13 protein-coding genes are annotated in these 18453 nt (G+C 61.1%); 10 read left to right on the top strand and 3 right to left on the bottom strand.

Annotated elements, in window-relative coordinates; translation table 11 throughout:
• Positions 1 to 489 precede the first annotated feature (489 nt).
• Complete coding sequence (locus tag LOY26_RS10935; protein WP_258714736.1) at positions 490 to 4989, top strand: RHS repeat-associated core domain-containing protein; 4500 nt, start codon at positions 490 to 492, stop codon at positions 4987 to 4989.
• A 176-nt stretch (positions 4990 to 5165) separates the two neighbouring features.
• On the opposite strand, the gene LOY26_RS10930 is transcribed toward LOY26_RS10935, so the two are convergent.
• The gene (locus LOY26_RS10930; protein WP_186659469.1) at positions 5166 to 5705 is read right to left on the bottom strand and encodes an Rrf2 family transcriptional regulator; all 540 of its coding nucleotides are present in this window, start codon (positions 5703 to 5705) and stop codon (positions 5166 to 5168) included.
• 106 nt (positions 5706 to 5811) lie between these two features.
• Complete coding sequence (locus tag LOY26_RS10925; protein WP_186659467.1) at positions 5812 to 7191, bottom strand: NAD(P)-binding domain-containing protein; 1380 nt, start codon at positions 7189 to 7191, stop codon at positions 5812 to 5814.
• Positions 7192 to 7701: 510 nt separating this feature from the next.
• Here LOY26_RS10925 and LOY26_RS10920 point away from each other — a divergent pair.
• Together LOY26_RS10920 and LOY26_RS10915 are read left to right on the top strand one after the other, a co-directional pair.
• On the top strand, positions 7702 to 8904 hold the full coding sequence (locus tag LOY26_RS10920) for an NAD(P)/FAD-dependent oxidoreductase (RefSeq protein ID WP_186664825.1): 1203 nt from the start codon (positions 7702 to 7704) through the stop codon (positions 8902 to 8904).
• A gap of 227 nt (positions 8905 to 9131) precedes the next feature.
• Positions 9132 to 10757, top strand: coding sequence for a methyl-accepting chemotaxis protein (locus tag LOY26_RS10915; RefSeq protein WP_186659463.1), 1626 nt, complete (start codon positions 9132 to 9134; stop codon positions 10755 to 10757).
• A 137-nt stretch (positions 10758 to 10894) separates the two neighbouring features.
• On the opposite strand, the gene LOY26_RS10910 is transcribed toward LOY26_RS10915, so the two are convergent.
• Positions 10895 to 12298 (bottom strand): cytosine permease, encoded by a 1404-nt coding sequence (locus LOY26_RS10910; RefSeq protein WP_186659461.1) that lies wholly within the window; start codon positions 12296 to 12298, stop codon positions 10895 to 10897.
• A gap of 316 nt (positions 12299 to 12614) precedes the next feature.
• Here LOY26_RS10910 and LOY26_RS10905 point away from each other — a divergent pair, with 316 nt between their 5' ends.
• The 7 genes from LOY26_RS10905 (at position 12615) to LOY26_RS10875 (ending at position 18387) form a co-directional block, all read left to right on the top strand.
• A complete protein-coding gene (locus LOY26_RS10905; RefSeq protein ID WP_033697327.1) occupies positions 12615 to 13100 on the top strand; it encodes a flavin reductase family protein in 486 nt (161 codons plus the stop codon).
• A gap of 66 nt (positions 13101 to 13166) precedes the next feature.
• Positions 13167 to 14207, top strand: coding sequence for an LLM class flavin-dependent oxidoreductase (locus tag LOY26_RS10900; RefSeq protein ID WP_186664828.1), 1041 nt, complete (start codon positions 13167 to 13169; stop codon positions 14205 to 14207).
• A gap of 230 nt (positions 14208 to 14437) precedes the next feature.
• Positions 14438 to 15034, top strand: a complete 597-nt coding sequence (locus tag LOY26_RS10895) for an amino acid synthesis family protein (RefSeq protein ID WP_033697324.1) — start codon at positions 14438 to 14440, stop codon at positions 15032 to 15034.
• Positions 15035 to 15102: 68 nt separating this feature from the next.
• A complete protein-coding gene (locus LOY26_RS10890; RefSeq protein WP_033697323.1) occupies positions 15103 to 15936 on the top strand; it encodes an alpha/beta fold hydrolase in 834 nt (277 codons plus the stop codon).
• The gene (locus LOY26_RS10885) at positions 15933 to 17414 is read left to right on the top strand and encodes an aldehyde dehydrogenase (RefSeq protein ID WP_047583887.1); all 1482 of its coding nucleotides are present in this window, start codon (positions 15933 to 15935) and stop codon (positions 17412 to 17414) included. The genes LOY26_RS10890 and LOY26_RS10885 overlap by 4 nt, the downstream gene beginning before the upstream one ends.
• Before the next feature lie 13 nt (positions 17415 to 17427).
• The gene (locus tag LOY26_RS10880; protein ID WP_033697321.1) at positions 17428 to 17913 is read left to right on the top strand and encodes a flavin reductase family protein; all 486 of its coding nucleotides are present in this window, start codon (positions 17428 to 17430) and stop codon (positions 17911 to 17913) included.
• Positions 17914 to 17997: 84 nt separating this feature from the next.
• Positions 17998 to 18387 carry a carboxymuconolactone decarboxylase family protein gene (locus LOY26_RS10875; protein ID WP_033697320.1) on the top strand — a complete coding sequence of 130 codons (390 nt, stop codon included), beginning with the start codon at positions 17998 to 18000 and terminating at the stop codon, positions 18385 to 18387.
• The last annotated feature ends 66 nt before the right edge of the window (positions 18388 to 18453 follow it).

Below are 18453 nucleotides of genomic sequence, written 5' to 3'. Positions count from 1 at the left end.
GGCCTGAAAACTAGCATTTTTGTCAGTTGTTGGCTGACTGCAGGCCATGTCCAAATTGTGCCAGGCCCTCACTCGATGGAGTCGCACTATGGAATGGCGCCGCTGCAACACTGGCTTGACGGTGGGGGACATGTCCGCGTCCGCCGATCGCTACCTCTGCGTGCATGACGATGATACCGGTCTGCCGGTAGGCCCACGGTTAGGTTTCAAATTCGGCGAGAACAACACACGGGACAAATGGCCTGCCTTTTTCCGCGAACAGCTGCGCGCGTCACCTCCAGTAACTTCGTGCACCTGGGTACCCACACGGCAGTCGATGGCGATATCCAGGCCGAGTAAACCGTCGACCTCTGGCAGCGCGATCTTAAAATTCCGCCTGGCCACACAGCCCATCAGCACGACGGTAACCACTGAAGATCTGAACGTCAGGGCGCAGCCCGCTGCGCCCGTGAACAGTACTGCCGAAAACTCATTGGAGGAAAGCCGCTCATGAATACCGATGCCAAGGCAACTATCAGTACTGATCCATTTACACCGGTCAGAACGGTAAGTGAAACCTCGCACTTCACTTACGATGCGGATTCAGGGCTGCTTTCCCAGATCGGCGCTGACGATGGGCAAACCACTCACCTGTGCTACTACCCGGTAACGGCCAGCACGGCAAAACCTGATCGTAGCGACAAGGTGCCTACGCTGACGGCGCTGAGGGCGCAGTTGAGAGGGCTCAAACTGGAAAAGGATGGGGCTGCTATCCGCACCCAGTCGCTGTCCTGCCCGACGATCCCCGATACCAGCACCCCGCCCTTGCTTGCGCAATGCAGCTATTTGAAGTTCCCCGACGGCAGCACGTCGGAAATGAACGTGACCCTGTTCGGTTATGCAAACGCCAGCACCGACAGCCACGGCGTCTTGATGCCCGACATGGTGCTGAGCCTGGAAGGCGTTACGGTCGACTTTTCGACTACACCGTGGACCCTCACCACTGCGACGGGGCGCCAAGGGCTGGTGGTCGACTTGCAGCAGGTGACCCACACCAAGACCGGCGCAGAAACGCAGACCGAAACGACTTCGACCCGTTGGTACAAGAACAATACTGCCCGGCAGACGCGCACCCTGACTGAAACCACCACAACCGCAAGTGGCAAATTGCGGGTAAAGAGCGAGTCGCCCTTCAAGCACGGCGAGCTGAACCTCACAGCTACCGTGGCCCAGCACATTCGCTCCGCGCGCAGCGACCGCGTGCTAGCCGAGACGGATCAAGACGAGCTGGGCAGGCCAACATCGATGGCTTACCACACCTATGACGCACGAGACCGTTTGCTGACCAGCACTACCTATGCCTGGAATTCCGATAAATACACCTCGCAAGAGGCAAATGGCGAGGCCCTGGCGAAAACCGAACAGCAATGGGTAGAGACAGGCAACGGCACCTGGATCGTCACCTTCGGCCCGGATGGCCGCAAAGGGCGCACCTTGCTCGATGGCCTGCAACGCCCCGTTCGGCGTGAACTGCAGCGCCAGGCAGGCGATGACGATTCGGCACAGAACTACGTATGCCTTGAAGAAATCGCCTACGGCGCAGACGGTGAGCCGCAGCACCAGTGCATTTACGACTACCACCCTGGGGGATTGTGCGTTCGCAACGACGGCGTGAGCTTGCCAGGCACCTTGCGGGACTGGTTCTGGGAAGCCGAGGCGCAGGGCGACAAGGTGGAGGCAAACGGCACGCAGAGTAAGCGTACAGAAACTATCGTTGGCACCCTGCTGCGAGGCCCTCTGCACAGCGTCGAAGACACACAGAGTAACCACACCGACGGCAAGGTCACACTCGCCCTCAGCCATAAAGTCTGGAACGCGACGAGCAAACAACTGGAGGCCATAGGCCTGAGTAGAAAGCAGCAAATCAATGCTCGCGGCCTATGCGACAAGGTCACTGAAAAAGTAGGCACCGTTAGCCGGGAATGGACATTTGCCTATGACGAGCTTGGGCGGCGAACCCAGACTACCGGCCCCGATGACACGGTGGTCAAATGGGCTTACGAAGGGCTCAGCACCATTGCCACCCAGGTCACCATCAAAGCCAAATCAGGCCAAGAGCAGCAACTGGCTGAACAAACTTTGCACGGCGGCGATATCGTTTCCAGGACGGTGGGCGCCGGCGACTCGGCGCCGACGATCACGTTCAAGAGAAGCAGCTATCAACGCCCTGATGGCACTGAAGTAACGAATGAAGGCAATGCCAGCAGCTCACCGCAGATGTTCACATTCAAGGTAGGTGGCTATCAACGCCCTGATGGCACTGAAGTAACGAATAAAAGCAGCGCCGACGGCACCAGTGTGTCTTGGTTCGTCAAGGGTAAGAACGCCGCAGCCAAAGTGCTGATTAAAACATTCACTTACAACGAAATCACGCAGGGCATCAAGGCCGAGCGCCTCGCAACCGAACCCAACCAGCAAAGTCTGATCAGCACCGAAAGCGTTTCGCCTCTTCTGCTAGGGCAGATACTGACAACCCGAACGCTTCGAGGCATGCGGCAGCAGGAACGTGTTCAGCATTCGCTGCGTGGCACTATCGACCGAACTGCCTTGAACAACGGTATCGTCAGCCGCGCTTGGCACGATGGGCAGAACCGACGTACGCGGGTACGCCGCTCGGGCCTGGACTATTGCTATCGCTATGCCGGGCAAGGCGAGCTTGAACAATTGCTCGTAAGCGACCGGCGCAATGGTACAAACCTGCTGGTTGACCTTGCTTACGATAGCTTTGGCCGGGAAACCCAGCGGACTTACCGCCTGGATGGCGTGATCAAAAGCCGCTATGACCAAACGTGGTCGCGAACCGGGCAGCTCTTGAGCAAAACGTGGTACCGCAACGGTGAAAGCTCGGCCACGCGTACCGAAACCTTCACCTACGAAACCTACCGCAACGAACTCAAAAGCTGGAGCGTGACGGCAGTCACAGGCTACGAGATTCAAGACAGGGACAAGAACAGCATCAAGAATCAGGCCTACACCTATGATGCGCTTGGCAACCTGCTGACCTGCACCACGGCCTATAACGACGGCGCAAGCGAGAAGCGCACCTACGCGTACGACAATAAGCTGCAACCCACCCTACGCACGAAGGTCACGGTGGCGAGGACGCCGAAGGGGGCAACACAAAGCACCTCAACCATCCTCGAACTTGTCAGTGACACCAATGGCAACCTCACGACTGACGTCTCAGGACGGCAATTCGCCTACACGCCTGAAGGGCAACTGCAGTCGGTGACTGGAGGCAGTGATGGTAAGCTCCTCGCAAGCTATGAATATGATCACATCGGTCGCCTGGCCTCTCAATGGGATGAAGCCAATAAACAACGCCGGGTCATGCAATACAAAGGCGACCTGCTGTGTGGGGAAATGTGGCTGGATGCGCAGAGCAAACCTGTGCGGCACCGGGTGCTCGATGAAGAGGCCGGGCTGGTGGTGCAGTGTCGAGAAATGGGCCAGGCGACCCCTGCGACGCACACCCTTTTCCTATTGCCAGACCCACAAAACGGTGGCGCCGAAGAGTATTCGGTCGATGCCAGCGGCAACTGGCAAAGCCAGTCGGTAGGCTTCACGCCTTGGGGCGAAGCGCCACTGGATCAGCTTAATGCGCTCAATTGCGGTTTGGGCTATAACGGTCAGCGCGTCGACCCGGTAACCGGCGCCTACCACCTGGGTAACGGCTACCGCGTGTACGACCCCAAGTTCCAGGCCTTTTTTCAGGGCGACAACCTGAGCCCATTTGACGAAGGTGGTCTGAACGATCGGGCGTATTGCGCAGGGCGTGACCCTGTCAACTGGCATGATCCCAGTGGGCACATCATGGTGAGCCGCCGAGAACAAGCGACGCAGCTAGCCTCACTGGATGAGATGATCCGAGAAACGACCCCGCCCCATCATGAACCTGCAGCGTTGTGGGAATGGCTGCTGCTGGCTGGCTTTTTTGTGCTGGCTGTCATCGGCTCAGTCATGACAGGCGGCTTGCTTGGGGGTCTGTTATTTGCCGTTGCCGCTGTGGCGTTCTCCCTGGGAGCAGCGGAACTTTCGTTGCGACAGCGCAACCCCAGCTTATCGTCGAAACTGGGCTGGGCAAGCGCGGCGGCTACTGTGTTCGACGGCTCCGGCAGAGGCCTGGCGAAACTTGGCAATTTACTGATGAAAGGGGCCAGCAAAGGCCTTAAGGGACTACAGCTATTACGTACTTCTGCGTTCAAGAAGTTGTCAAGACTGTCCACCTCACTCTCACAGCGCATGGGCAGTGGTTTCGAGAGCCTTAGCAGTTGTATCAAATACCGTATTGTTACAGTGTCGAAAATGCCGGTAAATACAATACCTGGACGTGTAACGAAAAAACAAAGAGACTTGCTCAACGCCAGCCGGCCCGCTACTCCACCTGCCAATGTCGCTGCACCCCGCACGTTGCATGTGCCTCACGTAGTGACGGTAGATAGTCTAGGCGACTATGACTTGTACCGCAGGACCTATCATCCATCAGACAGAGTGGTCATGTCATTCCACGGGAAAAATGCAATCAGAGGAGGGAAAGTAGAAATCCCGTCCAATTCCCAACTTAATCATTACGCCCCCGCAACTGGCACGGCAAACACTGACATCGCATACATCCGGAGAACAAACATTGTCTCTCGAGATGTTGGATTAGGAAAAGTAGCTGCAGGAACAGGTAATATAACCAAAACCGTACCCGGCGGCCACTATACATCTAACTACGTGATTGACCATTTTGAAAAATACAACCACACGAATCTGTGGGACCTCGTGGAGAAGCATAATGTCGACATACTGGTTCTCAAACCTAACACCGGCTCCCACACACTCGAAGACGCCTTCAACACACTCGAAACCGCCGGCCACCAATATAAAGTCTACGACTACGTCGCCTGCCGTGCATCAGAAATAAAATTGAACCTCGGGATGAAGTTACCTGCCAATAAAATTTGACAGGGAATACCCGATCAGAACTGCGAAGGCGCCGATTTTTTACTCCAGAAGAGTAAAGGCTGCATCAGGCCCCAACTGCGCCGAACAGGCCTCCCACCGATTCGCAACTCAATACAGAGGTTGTGCATCGGTGAGAAGCCAGTTTGCAGACAGTTCGTACTGAATCTGAGCGCGCCCTACAGCTGACCGACCGGGATATCCCCCCCGCTCTTGCCATCACGCCGCTCACCCATCCACTCATTCACCCGCTGCCCAAACGCCGCCGGTGCCTTGCGCCCGAAGCGCCGCGCCAGGTCGAGGATGGTCTGCTGCGCCAACGCCTCTTCCATGCGCTTCTGCGCCCCCAGCATCACGGCATGAATCGCACAGGTGCCTTCAGTCGCCCAAGCGGGCGGCGAACCTTCGAACAGCGTGCAACGCTCGCGAATCTCGCGGCAGTCGAAAATAGCCTTGGGCCCGTCAATAGCATTGACGATATCCAGTACGGTGATTTCGTCCGACGGCCGCGCCAGGCGGAAACCACCGCGCACGCCTTCGGTGGCAGCCACCAGCCCGGCGCGGGCCAGTTTGGTGAAAACCTTGGCCAGGTATTCCTGAGGCACACCTTGCAGCTCAGCCAGGTCGCGCACGCTGGACTCACGCGTGTCACCGCGCTCGCCCACCAGGTACAACAGGCAATGGATGCCGTATTCGACGCCAGCACTGTAAAGCGCCATAACAATCTCCGACCAACTTTGTCGCAAATGATACGCGGGGAAGGCCAGCACCGCAAAGCACTTCCCCGCGTGCCACACAACTTGGTCGCGATGTCAGTGCCGGCGGCTACCCGCGCAGCACCTTCACCTCACCTTGCTTGCCGTCCGTTTCGCGCAAGTACTCCTGCAGCGAGTCGTCCATCGCCTGCAGCCAGCGGGTATGGTGAGGCACGGCCTTGGTGCCGGTGATCACAGAGCGGTACGATTTGTCACGGTAGCCCATGATGTCGTGCTTCTTGTCGCTCTTCCATTGCAGGAAGATGCGGTTCACCGCATCGATATCGAAGCGCGGGTAATCGGTCTGCTCGATCAGGTGCTTGATGTATCGGCCCTGGAATTCATACATCGAAGCGGTGGTTGCCAGCTGCTCCTCTTCCTCGCGCCAGCGCGCGCTGTCGGCCTGCATGGCCGCCTTGGCCGGCAGCTTGATGCGCCCCAGCATGTAGTCGCGCGCAAACCATGCCTGGGCGTCGAACAGGTTGAAGCTGTACCACAGGTCCTGCATGCCCAGGTAGAGCAACTGCGGGTTCTGCTCCCACACCACGCCTTGGTACAACCCGGCAGGCCACAGGCGGTTGTTGGTCTTGAGGGTGAGTTCATCGGGCAGGAACGGGAAGTGATGCTGGTAGCCCGTGCACAGGATGATCGCATCCACGCGCTTGTTCGAGCCATCGGCGAAGAACGCCAAGTCGTTTTCGACGCGGACCAGCTGCGGGCGCTCTTCCCAGCCCTTGGGCCATTTGTAGCCCATCGGCTGGGTGCGGTAGGCCGTGGTGATCGAGCGCGCGCCGTACTTGTAACACTGCGAGCCGATGTCTTCGGCCGAGTAGCTGCTGCCGACAATGAGCAGGTCCTGGCCGTTGAATTCCATCGCTTCGCGAAAGTCGTGGGCATGCAGGATACGCCCGGTGAACCGCTCGAAGCCTTCAAACTCCGGCACGTGCGGGGTAGAGAAGTGCCCACTGGCCACCACCACATAATCAAACACCTGCTCGATGCCAAGCCCCGCGCTGTAGTCGTGGGCGCTGACGGTGAACTCGCGGGTGTTCTCATCGAAGCTGACGTTCTTGACCGCAGTATTGAAGCGGATGTAGTCGCGCACCCCGGCCTTCTTCACGCGGCCTTGGATGTAGTCCCACAGCACCTCGCGCGGCGGGTACGAGGAAATCGGCCGGCCAAAGTGCTCATCGAAGCTGTAGTCGGCGAACTCCAGGCATTCCTTGGGGCCGTTGGACCACAGGTAGCGGTACATGCTGCCGTGCACCGGTTCGCCATGCTGGTCGAGGCCGGTGCGCCAGGTGTAGTTCCACATACCGCCCCAGTCGGCCTGCTTTTCGAAGCATACGATCTCGGGCATGGGTGCGCCCTGGGCATGGGCGGATTGGAAGGCACGCAGTTGCGCAAGGCCGGACGGGCCGGCACCGATGATTGCGACACGAAGAGTCATAGTGATTCCTGAACAGTTGAACGCTGAAAAAATGCAAAGACTCCCCAACCCCGAACGGCAAAAGGCCGGGGTGGTGGAATTCAGGCGCTACGGTGCAGGTGGAGGGACGGGGCGTTTGCGCATCTGGGTCAGCAGGAGCTTGACCGGCGGGATCGACAACACGTGGAACAGGCTCGAAAGCGGAGAAGGAGTCATTGAGGTCGGCCCGTATCCATCTGCGCAGGGCGCGAAATGGGGGCCTGAGGGGCGGAAGATACGTGTGATCTCGTGCATGGGGGCTGAAATGGCCTCTTTTCTTTATGGTTTCCTTTTTATCTATAACGGATGGGGGTGGGGATATCAAGGTTTGCGGCCCCGCCGCCCCCTCCTCCCTGCCACTGCAGGAGGGGGTGGATAAGAAAAAAAGCTTGCAGGCAATAACTACGACCAATAGAGTCGTAGTTATTCGAGAGGCACCTTGCGTGTGATCGAAGCCCCTTTTTCTCTATCCGACCTCTGCGGAGCACTTGCATGAAATCCAACATCCTGATCATCGGTGCCGGCTTTGCCGGTGTCTGGAGCGCCCTGAGCGCTGCCCGCCTGCTGGACCAGGCGCAACGCGAAGACGTGCGCATCAGCGTGCTCGCCCCGCAACCCGAACTGCGCATTCGCCCACGTTTCTACGAGGCGGATGTGCAGGCCATGAAGGCACCGCTGGGCGAGCTGTTCGAGGCCGTGGGCATTCACTTCATCCAGGGCAACGCTGACCGCATCGATGCCGACGGGCGCAGCGTCAGCTACACCGACGCCGCAGGGCAGCAACAGCAGCTCGGCTACGACCGCTTGATCCTCGCCGCCGGCAGCCAGGTAGCACGCCCGCCGGTGGCGGGCCTGGCCGAACACAGCTTCGATGTCGACCAGATGGAGTCGGCCATCGCCCTTGAGCAGCACCTGCTGCGGCTGGCCGCCCTGCCCGCCTCCCCGGCACGCAACACGGTAGTGGTCTGTGGGGGCGGGTTTACCGGCATCGAGACCGCCACCGAAATGCCCGCGCGCCTGCGCGCCATCCTGGGTGACGACAGCGCGGTGCGGGTGCTGCTGGTCGACCGCGGCGCCAGCGTGGGCGCGGCGCTGGGCGCGGGCATCACCCCTTCGATCCAGGCCGCCTCGGCGCAGGCGAGTGTGCAATGGCTGACCGGCACCTCGGTGGTGGCAGTCGACGCCGGCGGGGTAACCCTTGACAGCGGCGCGTACATCGCCAGCAACACCGTGATCTGGACCGCAGGCGTCAAGGCCAGCCCATTGACCGCACAGGTCGCTGGCGAACGTGACGGCGCGGGCCGCCTGCGGGTCGACGAGCACCTGAAAGTGATCGGCCAGGCGCACATCTATGCCACGGGCGACACTGCGTGGGCCGCCGTCGACGACCTGGGCAACCACGCCCTGATGACCTGCCAGCACGCCATCCCCATGGGCCGGCACTCTGGCAACAATGCGGCCGCCGACCTGCTCGGCGTCGAACCTGTTATCTACCGCCAGCCCAAATATGTCACCTGCCTCGACCTGGGTGACTGGGGCGCGGCCTACAGCGAGGGCTGGGAACGGGAGCTGAAGCTGCACGGCCAGGAGGGCAAGGCGCTGAAACGCCAGATCAACTCGGTATGGATCTACCCGCCAGCCGCTGACCGCGCGCAGGCACTGGCCGCTGCCGACCCGTTGATCCCGATCGTATGACGTCTGATTGCGGGCAAAACCGTCAGTAAACGACGGATTTGCCCGCACACGTCGTTACATTGAATGACTGGTCAATAATGATGGCACTGTGACATCATTTAAATAAAAACGTAAGAGGGTGAGGCACACACACTAAATCCGCAGCGCATCGAGAGCTGGCACTCCCTGGTGAGCCGGCCTTCCGTCCATGCTCTTGACGCCTGCACGCCACCGTCAAGGAGCATTCCATGCAATTACGGAATATGAAGATCGGCATTCGCGCAGCCAGCGTATTCGCCCTGTTGGGCGTATTGGTACTGGCCATGGGCATGATAGCCCTCTATGAAACCCGGCAAATGGATGAGGCCACGGATGAAATCCGTGTCACCTGGATGCCGGCCGTGGTAGCCCTCAGTGAAATCAGCAGCAACCTCGGCCGAGCGCGTGCCATCACCCTGCGCGCAGCGCTGGAAGAAACCGACCTGGAGCGTGCGCGCAGTCTGGACATGCTCAAAAGCATCAATGCGCAACTCAAGGACGGCCTGAAGGATTATGACAACACCATCGTCGCCGCCGATGACCGCGCCCTGTTCAACCGCTTCAATACCGCCCACGAGCAATACGTCAGTCTTCAGGCGCAGGTCATCAGCGACATCGCTGCCGGGCGCCTCGACCAGGCCAAACTGCAGATCAACGGCCCGCTTTCCGAGCATGCCGACAGCATGATGAAAGCCATGGCGGCGCTGATCGCCTACAACGGCAAGGGCGCCGAAGAGGCCTCGCAACGCAGCAGCGACGTCGCTGACCAGGCGTTGACCGCGATCATCGGTTCATTGCTGGTCATCATGCTGGTACTGGCCGCCATCGCCACACTGCTCACCCGCAGCATCGTGGTGCCCCTGGCCGATGCCGTGGCCGTGGCCGAGCGCGTAGCCACCGGCGACCTGACCCAGAACATCCAGGTCACCGGCCGCGACGAGCCTGCCCTGCTGCTGCGCGCCTTGGGCCGCATGCAAGAGAGCCTGCGCGACACCTTGCGCAAGATCGCCGCCTCGTCCGACCAACTGGCCTCGGCCTCCGAAGAGCTGCATACCGTCACCGAAGACACCAGCCGCGGCCTGCATCAGCAGAGCGCCGAAATTGACCAGGCAGCCACCGCAGTCAACCAGATGACCGCCGCCGTGGAAGAAGTGGCCAACAATGCAGTGAGTACCGCTGACGCCTCCAAAGGCGCCGACCGCACCACCCGTGACGGCCGCGACCAGGTCAACCAGGCGCTGGCGTCGATCCAGCACCTGGTCGACGACGTGACCGGCACCTCGGCCGAAATCGAACAGCTGGCCAGCAACGCCAACGAGATCAGCCGGGTGCTCGATGTGATCGGCGCAATCGCCGGGCAAACCAACCTGCTGGCGCTCAATGCCGCCATCGAAGCCGCCCGCGCGGGTGAGGCCGGCCGCGGGTTTGCGGTGGTGGCGGATGAAGTACGCGCCCTCGCCCACCGTACCCAACAGTCGACGGCAGAGATCGAGCAGATGATCGTGGGCATCCAGACCGGCACCGAGCGTGCGGTGACGGCCATGCACAGCAGCCAAGGGCGCGCTGCGGGTACCCTGGAAGTGGCGCAGGGTGCGGGCCAGGCGCTGGAGGTGATTGCCGAGGCCATCGCCTCGATCAACCAGCGCAACCTGGTAATCGCCAGCGCCTCTGAAGAACAGGCACAGGTGGCGCGCGAGGTGGACCGTAACCTGGTGAACATTCGTGACCTGGCGATGCAGACATCGGCGGGGGCAAACCAGACCAGTGCAGCGGCGCAGGACTTGTCGCAGTTGGCAGTGGACCTGAATGGCATGGTGGCGCAGTTCAAAGTCTGATCAGGAATAACCGGGCTGCTTTGCAGCCCATTCGCGGGACAAGCCCACTCCCACAGGTTGATTCAGTTTTTTGAGTGATCCTGTGGGAGCGGGCTTGTCCCGCGAATGGGCCGCAAGGCGGCCACCCGTTGCAACTGTCAGTCGTTGACGCTGATAACCCGCGCACTGTTTACCGCCTGCCCTCGCGTGGCCAGGCAGTAATACAGCGGCACCGTCACCAGCAAGCCGATCAACCAGGACAAATCAGCCCCTTCGACAAGGTTCGAATACGGCCCCACATACAGCGCGGTATTGGCAAACGGCAGCTGCACCGCAATCCCGCAAGCATAGGCAATGATCGCGTGGTGGTTGAAGCGGCCATAGATACCGCCGTCGGCACTGAAGATAGACGCGATGTCGTACTGGCCCTTCTTGATCAGGTAGAAGTCGATCAGGTTGATCGAGGCCCACGGCACCAGCACCAGCAACAGCGCCAGAATCAGGCCGATGAACTGGCCGATGAAGTCCGCCGATGCATTCAGCGCCACCAAGCCACAGCCCAGCAGAATTACCGAGGCCAGGGCCACCCGCACCTTGATGCTCGGCGTCCACTTGGCGAAGAAGGTCTGGATGGCCGTGACGATCGACAGCACCGCGCCATACAGGTTGAGCGCGTTATGGCTGATGATGTTGAGCAGGAACAGCACCATCAGGATCGGCCCCAGCCAGCCGGTGGCTTGCTTGACCGCGTCCATCGCGTCGGTGCCTTCTGGCACGCACAGCACCGCCACTGCACCAAAGCTGAAGCACAGGATGGTGCCCAGGGTGGCGCCGAAGTAGGTCGCCCAGAACGGCTTGGCAATGCCCACTTCCTTGGGCAGGTAGCGCGAGTAGTCCGAGGTGTACGGCGAGAAGCTTATCTGCCAGATCGTGCCCAGCGACACGGTGGCGATGAAGCCGGACAGGTTGAACGCCCCACGGCTGAAGAAATCAGCCGGCAGCTCCTGGACGAACATCATGATGAAACCGGCCAGCAGCGCCGAGCCCATGACCCAGGTACCGATGCGGTTGAGGATATGGATGAAGCGGTAGCCGATCACGCCGATGGCCGTCGCGCTGAGGGCGCCGATGACGATGGCACCGGGCATCGGCACGCTCGGGGCGATGCCGTGGATGGTCTTGCCCGCCAGCACGATATTGGAAATGAAGAAGCCGACGTAGATCAGCGCCGTGAAGAACACGATCAGCAACGCACCATAACGGCCAAACTGGCCGCGGCTCTGGACCATCTGCGGAATGCCCAACTGCGGTCCCTGCGCAGAAGCCAGCGCGATGACCACGCCCCCGGCAAGATGGCCAAGCACGATGGCGACCAGGCCCCACAACAGGTTCAGGTGGAACACCTGGACCACCATGGCGCCGGTGACGATGGGCAGTGGCGCAATGTTGGTGCTGAACCAGAGGGTGAACAGGTCGCGCGCCTTCCCATGGCGCTCGGCAGGTGGAACGTAATCGACCGTGTGATTCTCGACAAACTGGTGTTGCGATGACGGTTGGGACATGGTTTTCAGCTCGAAAGGTCGTTTTTATCTTTGTAAGGAAACCGCGTCTAGGCGGCCTCTCAGCTGCGGACCATATTATGGTATTCCAAACTTTTGACAACACTGATTCGGTCTAAAAATCTTTAACTGATCCGGTTCAGCAGCCGCGCTCAGGCCGTCTCGCTTTCGCCAAACCCACTATTCACGCGGCTTTGCGCCATTCATCGCGAATTTTGTGCGCTAGAAAATTCCGCTTGCAAATCGAGTATTACGGTATACCATCAGACACATCAACGATAAAAAGCGGCCCACCGCTACCCCTTTCGAGGAACACGCCATGATCGACGCAACCGTCTATAAGAACGTCCTGGGCTCCTTCCCCTCAGGCGTCACCGTCATCACCACCCTGGACGACGACGGCTCGATCGTCGGCCTCACCGCCAGCGCCTTCTCTTCGTTATCGATGGACCCGCCGCTGGTGCTGTTCTGCCCCAACTACAGCTCCGACTCCTACCCTGTGCTGATCAAGCAAAAGCGCTTCGCCATTCACCTGCTGTCCGGTGAACAGCAAGCCGAAGCCTATGCCTTCGCGAAAAAGGGCAAGGACAAGGCCACCGGCATCGAGTGGACCCTCAGCGCCTTGGGCAACCCGTTGCTGGCCAATGCCACCGCCATTATCGAATGCGAACTGTGGCGTGAATACGAAGGTGGCGACCACGCCATCATGGTCGGCAAAGTGCACAACCTCATCGTCCCCGAGCAAGCCCCGCAGCCGATGATCTACTGCCGCGGCAAGATGGCCAGCCTGCCCGCCTTCGCCTGAAGCACCTAGCCTTATTACTGACGCCTGGTGCGCCAGGCGAGACTTTCAAGCTCCGAGGAAAGCCCCATGAAATTTTCGTTGTTCGTACACATGGAACGTTGGGATGAACAGGTCAGCCATCGCCAGCTGTTCGAAGACCTGACCGAACTGACCCTGATGGCCGAGCACGGCGGTTTCAGCACCGTGTGGATCGGCGAACACCACGCCATGGAATACACCATCTCGCCTAGCCCGATGCCGCTGCTGGCCTACCTCGCTGCGCGCACCGAGAAGATTCGCCTGGGCGCCGGCACCATCATCGCGCCGTTCTGGAACCCGATCCGCGTGGCTGGCGAATGCGCCCTGCTCGACGTGATCAGCAACGGCCGCATGGAAGTGGGCCTGGCACGTGGCGCCTACCAGTTCGAGTTCGATCGCATGGCCAATGGCATGCCCGCCACCGACGGCGGCAAAGCCCTGCGCGAGATGGTACCGGTGGTGCGCAAGCTGTGGGAAGGCGACTACGCCCACGACGGCGAGGTGTACAAGTTCCCCACCTCCACCAGCGTACCGAAGCCTTTCAACGCCGAACCGCCGATGTGGATCGCCGCCCGCGACCCGGACTCGCACAACTTCGCCGTGGCCAACGGCTGCAACGTCATGGTCACCCCGTTGATGAAGGGTGATGAAGAAGTGCTGGACCTGCGCAACAAGTTCCAGACGGCCCTGGACAACAACCCGGATGTGCCACGCCCGCAACTGATGGTGCTGCGCCACACCCACGTGCACAGCCCGTCCGAGCCTGAAGGCTGGAAGGTCGGCGCCCAGGCCATTTCGCGCTTCTATCGCACCTTCGATGCCTGGTTCGGCAACAAGACCGTACCGGTCAATGGCTTCCTTGCGCCAAGCCCGGAGTCGAAGTTTGCCGAAGTGCCGGCGTTCCAGCTGGAGAACATCCGCAAGAACACCATGATCGGTACACCCGAAGAGATCATCGCGCGCATCAAGTACTACCAGGAACTGGGCGTCGACGAGTTCAGTTTCTGGTGCGACAACAGCCTGCCCCACGCCGAGAAGAAGAAGTCGCTCGAGCTGTTCATCAACGAAGTGGTGCCGGCATTCGCCTGAATTCCCTTTGCCTGAAGTAGTTGCGGGATCAGCCCGCTCCCGGGGGTCCTCGTGGCCCTCGCGAGCGGGCATTTTTTTGAGTTTTCGGCCGGTACAGATGCCGCGCAAATCAAGGGATCAAGACGCCTTTCGTCCCCCGGCAAGAGATTTTTCCAGCCCCCTCTTGCACAACAAATATTATGGTATACCATCAGACAACAAGAGCTGATAACCCTCACCAGGAGCCACCCATGAGTTTCGAAATCCGCAAGATCGTCACCTACTCCGAAGAGACCCGCATCGAAGGCGGCAAGGCCACCGACAAACCGGTGACCATGGTCGGCCTGGCTGTGGTGATCAAAAACCCATGGGCCGGTCGCGGTTTTGTTGAAGATCTGAAGCCGGAAATCCGCGCCAATTGCTCCGAGCTGGGTGCGCTGATGGTCGAGCGCCTGATTGCCGCCATCGGCGGTGCCGACAAGATCGAAGCCTACGGTAAAGCCGCAGTGGTCGGCGCCGACGGCGAAATCGAGCACGCCTCTGCCGTGATCCACACCCTGCGCTTTGGCAACCACTACCGCGAAGCGGTGCAGGCCAAGAGCTACCTGAGCTTCACCAACAAGCGCGGCGGCCCAGGCACCTCGATCCAGATCCCGATGATGCAGAAGGACGACGAAGGCCTGCGTTCGCACTACATCACCCTGGAAATGCAGATCGAAGACGCCCCACGTGCCGACGAAATCGTCGTGGTCCTGGGCGCCGCCGACGGTGGCCGTCTGCACCCGCGCATCGGTAACCGCTACATCGACCTGGAAGAACTGGCTGCCGAAAAAGCCAACGCTCAATAACAACAACCAAGACGGGCCGGGGCGTGGCGTGCTTACCCGCCGCGCCCGACCTTCAAGGAGCGCCCTCCATGATTCAGCCTGTCGCTGAACGCACACCGGCCGGGACCAGTTACCTGGTTCAAGGCCAGGGCCAGGCTGTGGTACTGATCCACGGCGTGGGCCTGAACAAAGAAATGTGGGGTGGTCAGTTCGTTGGCCTGGCCAACGACTACCGCGTCATCGCCTATGACATGCTCGGCCACGGCCAGAGCGCGCTGCCAGCCGCCGACACCAGCCTGGAAGGCTACGCCGCCCAACTCGCCGAGCTGCTCGACCACCTGCAGATTGCCCAGGCAACCGTCATCGGCTTCTCCATGGGCGGCCTGGTAGCCCGCGCCTTCGCCCTCGCCTACCCGCAACGGCTGGCGGCGCTGGTGGTGCTCAACAGTGTGTTCAACCGCACCCCCGAGCAAAGTGCCGGGGTAATCGCCCGCGCCGCCCAGGCTGCAGAACTGGGCCCCGACGCCAACGTCGACGCCGCCCTCGACCGCTGGTTCAGCCGTGAATACAAGGCCGCCAACCCGGCCCAGGTCGCCGCCATTCGCCAGGTACTGGCGAGCAACGACCCGCAGGGCTACCACACTACCTATTCGCTGTTCGCCACCCAGGACATGTACCGCGCCAGCGACCTGGGCAGTATCCAGGTGCCGACACTGATCGCCACCGGCGAACTCGACTCGGGCTCCACCCCGGCCATGACCCGCCAGCTTGCCGCCAGCATTCCGGGCGCGCACAGCGTGGTCCTCGCCGAGCAACGGCATATGATGCCGGTGGAAGCACCGCGTGAAGTCAACAAGATGCTGTTGGACTTCCTCAAGCAAGCCCGCACCCTCACCGAATCCGCCAAGGGGATTGTTGCATGACCCTCGTACGTTTCCAGATGTGCATCGACGGCCAATGGCTCGATGCCCAGAGCGGCAAGACCTTCGACAGCCTCAACCCGGCCACCGCCCAAGCCTGGGCGCAACTACCCGACGCCGACGAAGCCGATGTGGAGCTGGCCGTGCAGGCCGCCCAGCGCGCGTTCGACAGCAAGGCCTGGCGCAGCATCACCGCCACTGCGCGCGGCAAGCTGCTGCGCCGCCTGGGTGACCTGATCGCCGAGAACAAAGAGCACCTGGCCCAGCTGGAAAGCCGTGACAACGGCAAGCTGATCCGCGAAACCCGCGGCCAGGTCGGCTACCTGCCAGAGTTCTTCCACTACACCGCAGGCCTTGCCGATAAGCTCGAAGGCGGCACCTTGCCGTTGGACAAGCCGGACCTGTTCGCCTACACCGTGCACGAGCCGATCGGCGTGGTCGCCGGGATCATCCCGTGGAACAGCCCGCTGTACCTGACCGCGATCAAGCTGGCCCCGGCCCTGGCCGCCGGCAACACCATCGTGCTCAAACCGTCCGAACATGCCTCGGCGACCATCCTCGAACTGGCTCGCCTGGCCCATGAGGCCGGCTTCCCGCCGGGCGTGGTCAACGTGGTCACCGGCTACGGCCCAAGCACCGGCGCGGCGCTGACCCGCCACCCGCTGGTGCGCAAGATCGCCTTCACCGGCGGCGCCGCCACCGCCCGCCACGTGGTGCGCAGCAGCGCCGAGAACTTCGCCAAGCTGTCGCTGGAGCTGGGCGGCAAGTCGCCGAACATCATCTTTGCCGACGCCGACCTGGACAGCGCCATCAACGGCGCCGTGGCCGGCATCTATGCCGCCTCCGGGCAAAGCTGCGTGGCCGGTTCTCGCCTGCTGGTGCAGGACGAGATCTTCGACGAATTCGTCGCCCGCCTGGTCGAGCGTGCCAAGCGCATCCGCATCGGCAACCCGCAGGACGAGGCCAGTGAAATGGGCCCGATGGCCACCGCCCAGCAACTGGCCGTGGTCGAAGGCCTGGTCGCCGCGGCCAAGGCTGAAGGGGCCAAGCTGCACTTGGGCGGCAAGCGTGCCGAGGTCGAGGGTGACGGCTGGTTCTACGAGCCGACCCTGTTCGAGTGCGACAGCAACGCCATGACCATCATGCAGGAAGAGGTGTTCGGCCCAGTGGCTGCGGTCATCCGCTTCAAGACCGAGGAAGAAGCCCTGGAAATCGCCAACGACTCGCAGTTCGGCCTCGCCGCCGGCATCTGGACCCGCGACCTGGGCCGCGCCCACCGCCTGGCCCGCGACGTGCGCTCGGGCATCATCTGGGTCAACACCTACCGCGCGGTATCGGCCATGGCGCCGATCGGCGGCTTCAAGAACAGCGGCTACGGCCGTGAAAGCGGCATCGATTCGGTGCTGGCCTATACCGAGCTGAAGACCGTGTGGATCAACCTGTCCACCGCGCCCATGCCCGACCCGTTTGTGATGCGTTGAGAGGTAGCACGAGATGATCGAACCAGGCATCTACAAAGACGTGATGGGCTCGTTCCCGTCCGGCGTTACGGTGGTCACCACCCTGGACGCCGACGGCGGCATCGTCGGCATCACCGCCAGCGCGTTCAGCGCGCTGTCGATCGAGCCGGCGCTGGTGCTGTTCTGCCCCAACTACGCCTCCGACACCTACCCGATCCTGCGTGACAGCAAGCAGTTCGCCATTCACCTGCTGTCTGCCGACCAGACTGCCGAGGCTTATGCGTTTGCCGGCAAGGGCAAGGAGAAAGCCAAAGGCATCGACTGGCACCTGAGCGAGTTGGGCAACCCGTTGCTGGCCAAGGCCACGGCGATCATCGAGTGCGAACTGTGGCGCGAGTACGACGGCGGTGACCACGCGATCATCGTCGGCGCGGTGAAGAACCTGGTGCTGCCGGCTGCGCCGGTGACGCCGATGGTTTATCACCGGGGCAAGCTGGGCGCCCTGCCGCCACTTGGCTGACAGACACCGACCGTCCTGCTTTTAGGGGCCGCGCTATCGCCTCACCCTCGGTAGCGGCCCCTGTTTTCTTCCGGAGTACAGTGCATGAGCAACGAAAAGTACGAGAAAGGCCTGCAGATCCGCACCCAGGTGCTGGGCGAGGAGTACGTCAACCGTTCCATCCAGAACGCCGACGAGTTCACCAAACCGCTGCAGGAGCTGGTCACCGAGTACTGCTGGGGCCATGTCTGGGGCCGCGATGGCTTGTCGCTCAAAGAGCGCAGCATGATAAACTTGGCCATGATTTCCGCGCTCAACCGGCCCCACGAACTCAAGCTGCATATCCGCGGCGCATTGCGTAATGGGCTGAGCCGTGAACAGATTCGCGAGATCCTGCTCCAAGTCGGCATTTATTGCGGCGTACCCGCGGCGGTGGACAGTTTCCGCCTGGCCCGCGAAGCGTTCGCCGAAGCCGATGCGGAGTCAACCCGTTAACAACGGGCTGTTCGAACCACTGCAAGGAGTGCCAAGGTTCCAGGCACTCCGCGATGTTGGCGCAAC

The organism is Pseudomonas sp. B21-047, assembly GCF_024748775.1.
In the GTDB taxonomy this organism is placed as follows: domain Bacteria; phylum Pseudomonadota; class Gammaproteobacteria; order Pseudomonadales; family Pseudomonadaceae; genus Aquipseudomonas; species Aquipseudomonas capeferrum.
The sequence above is the reverse complement of the archived record's forward strand: the minus strand, read 5'-3'. Positions and strand labels throughout refer to the sequence as shown.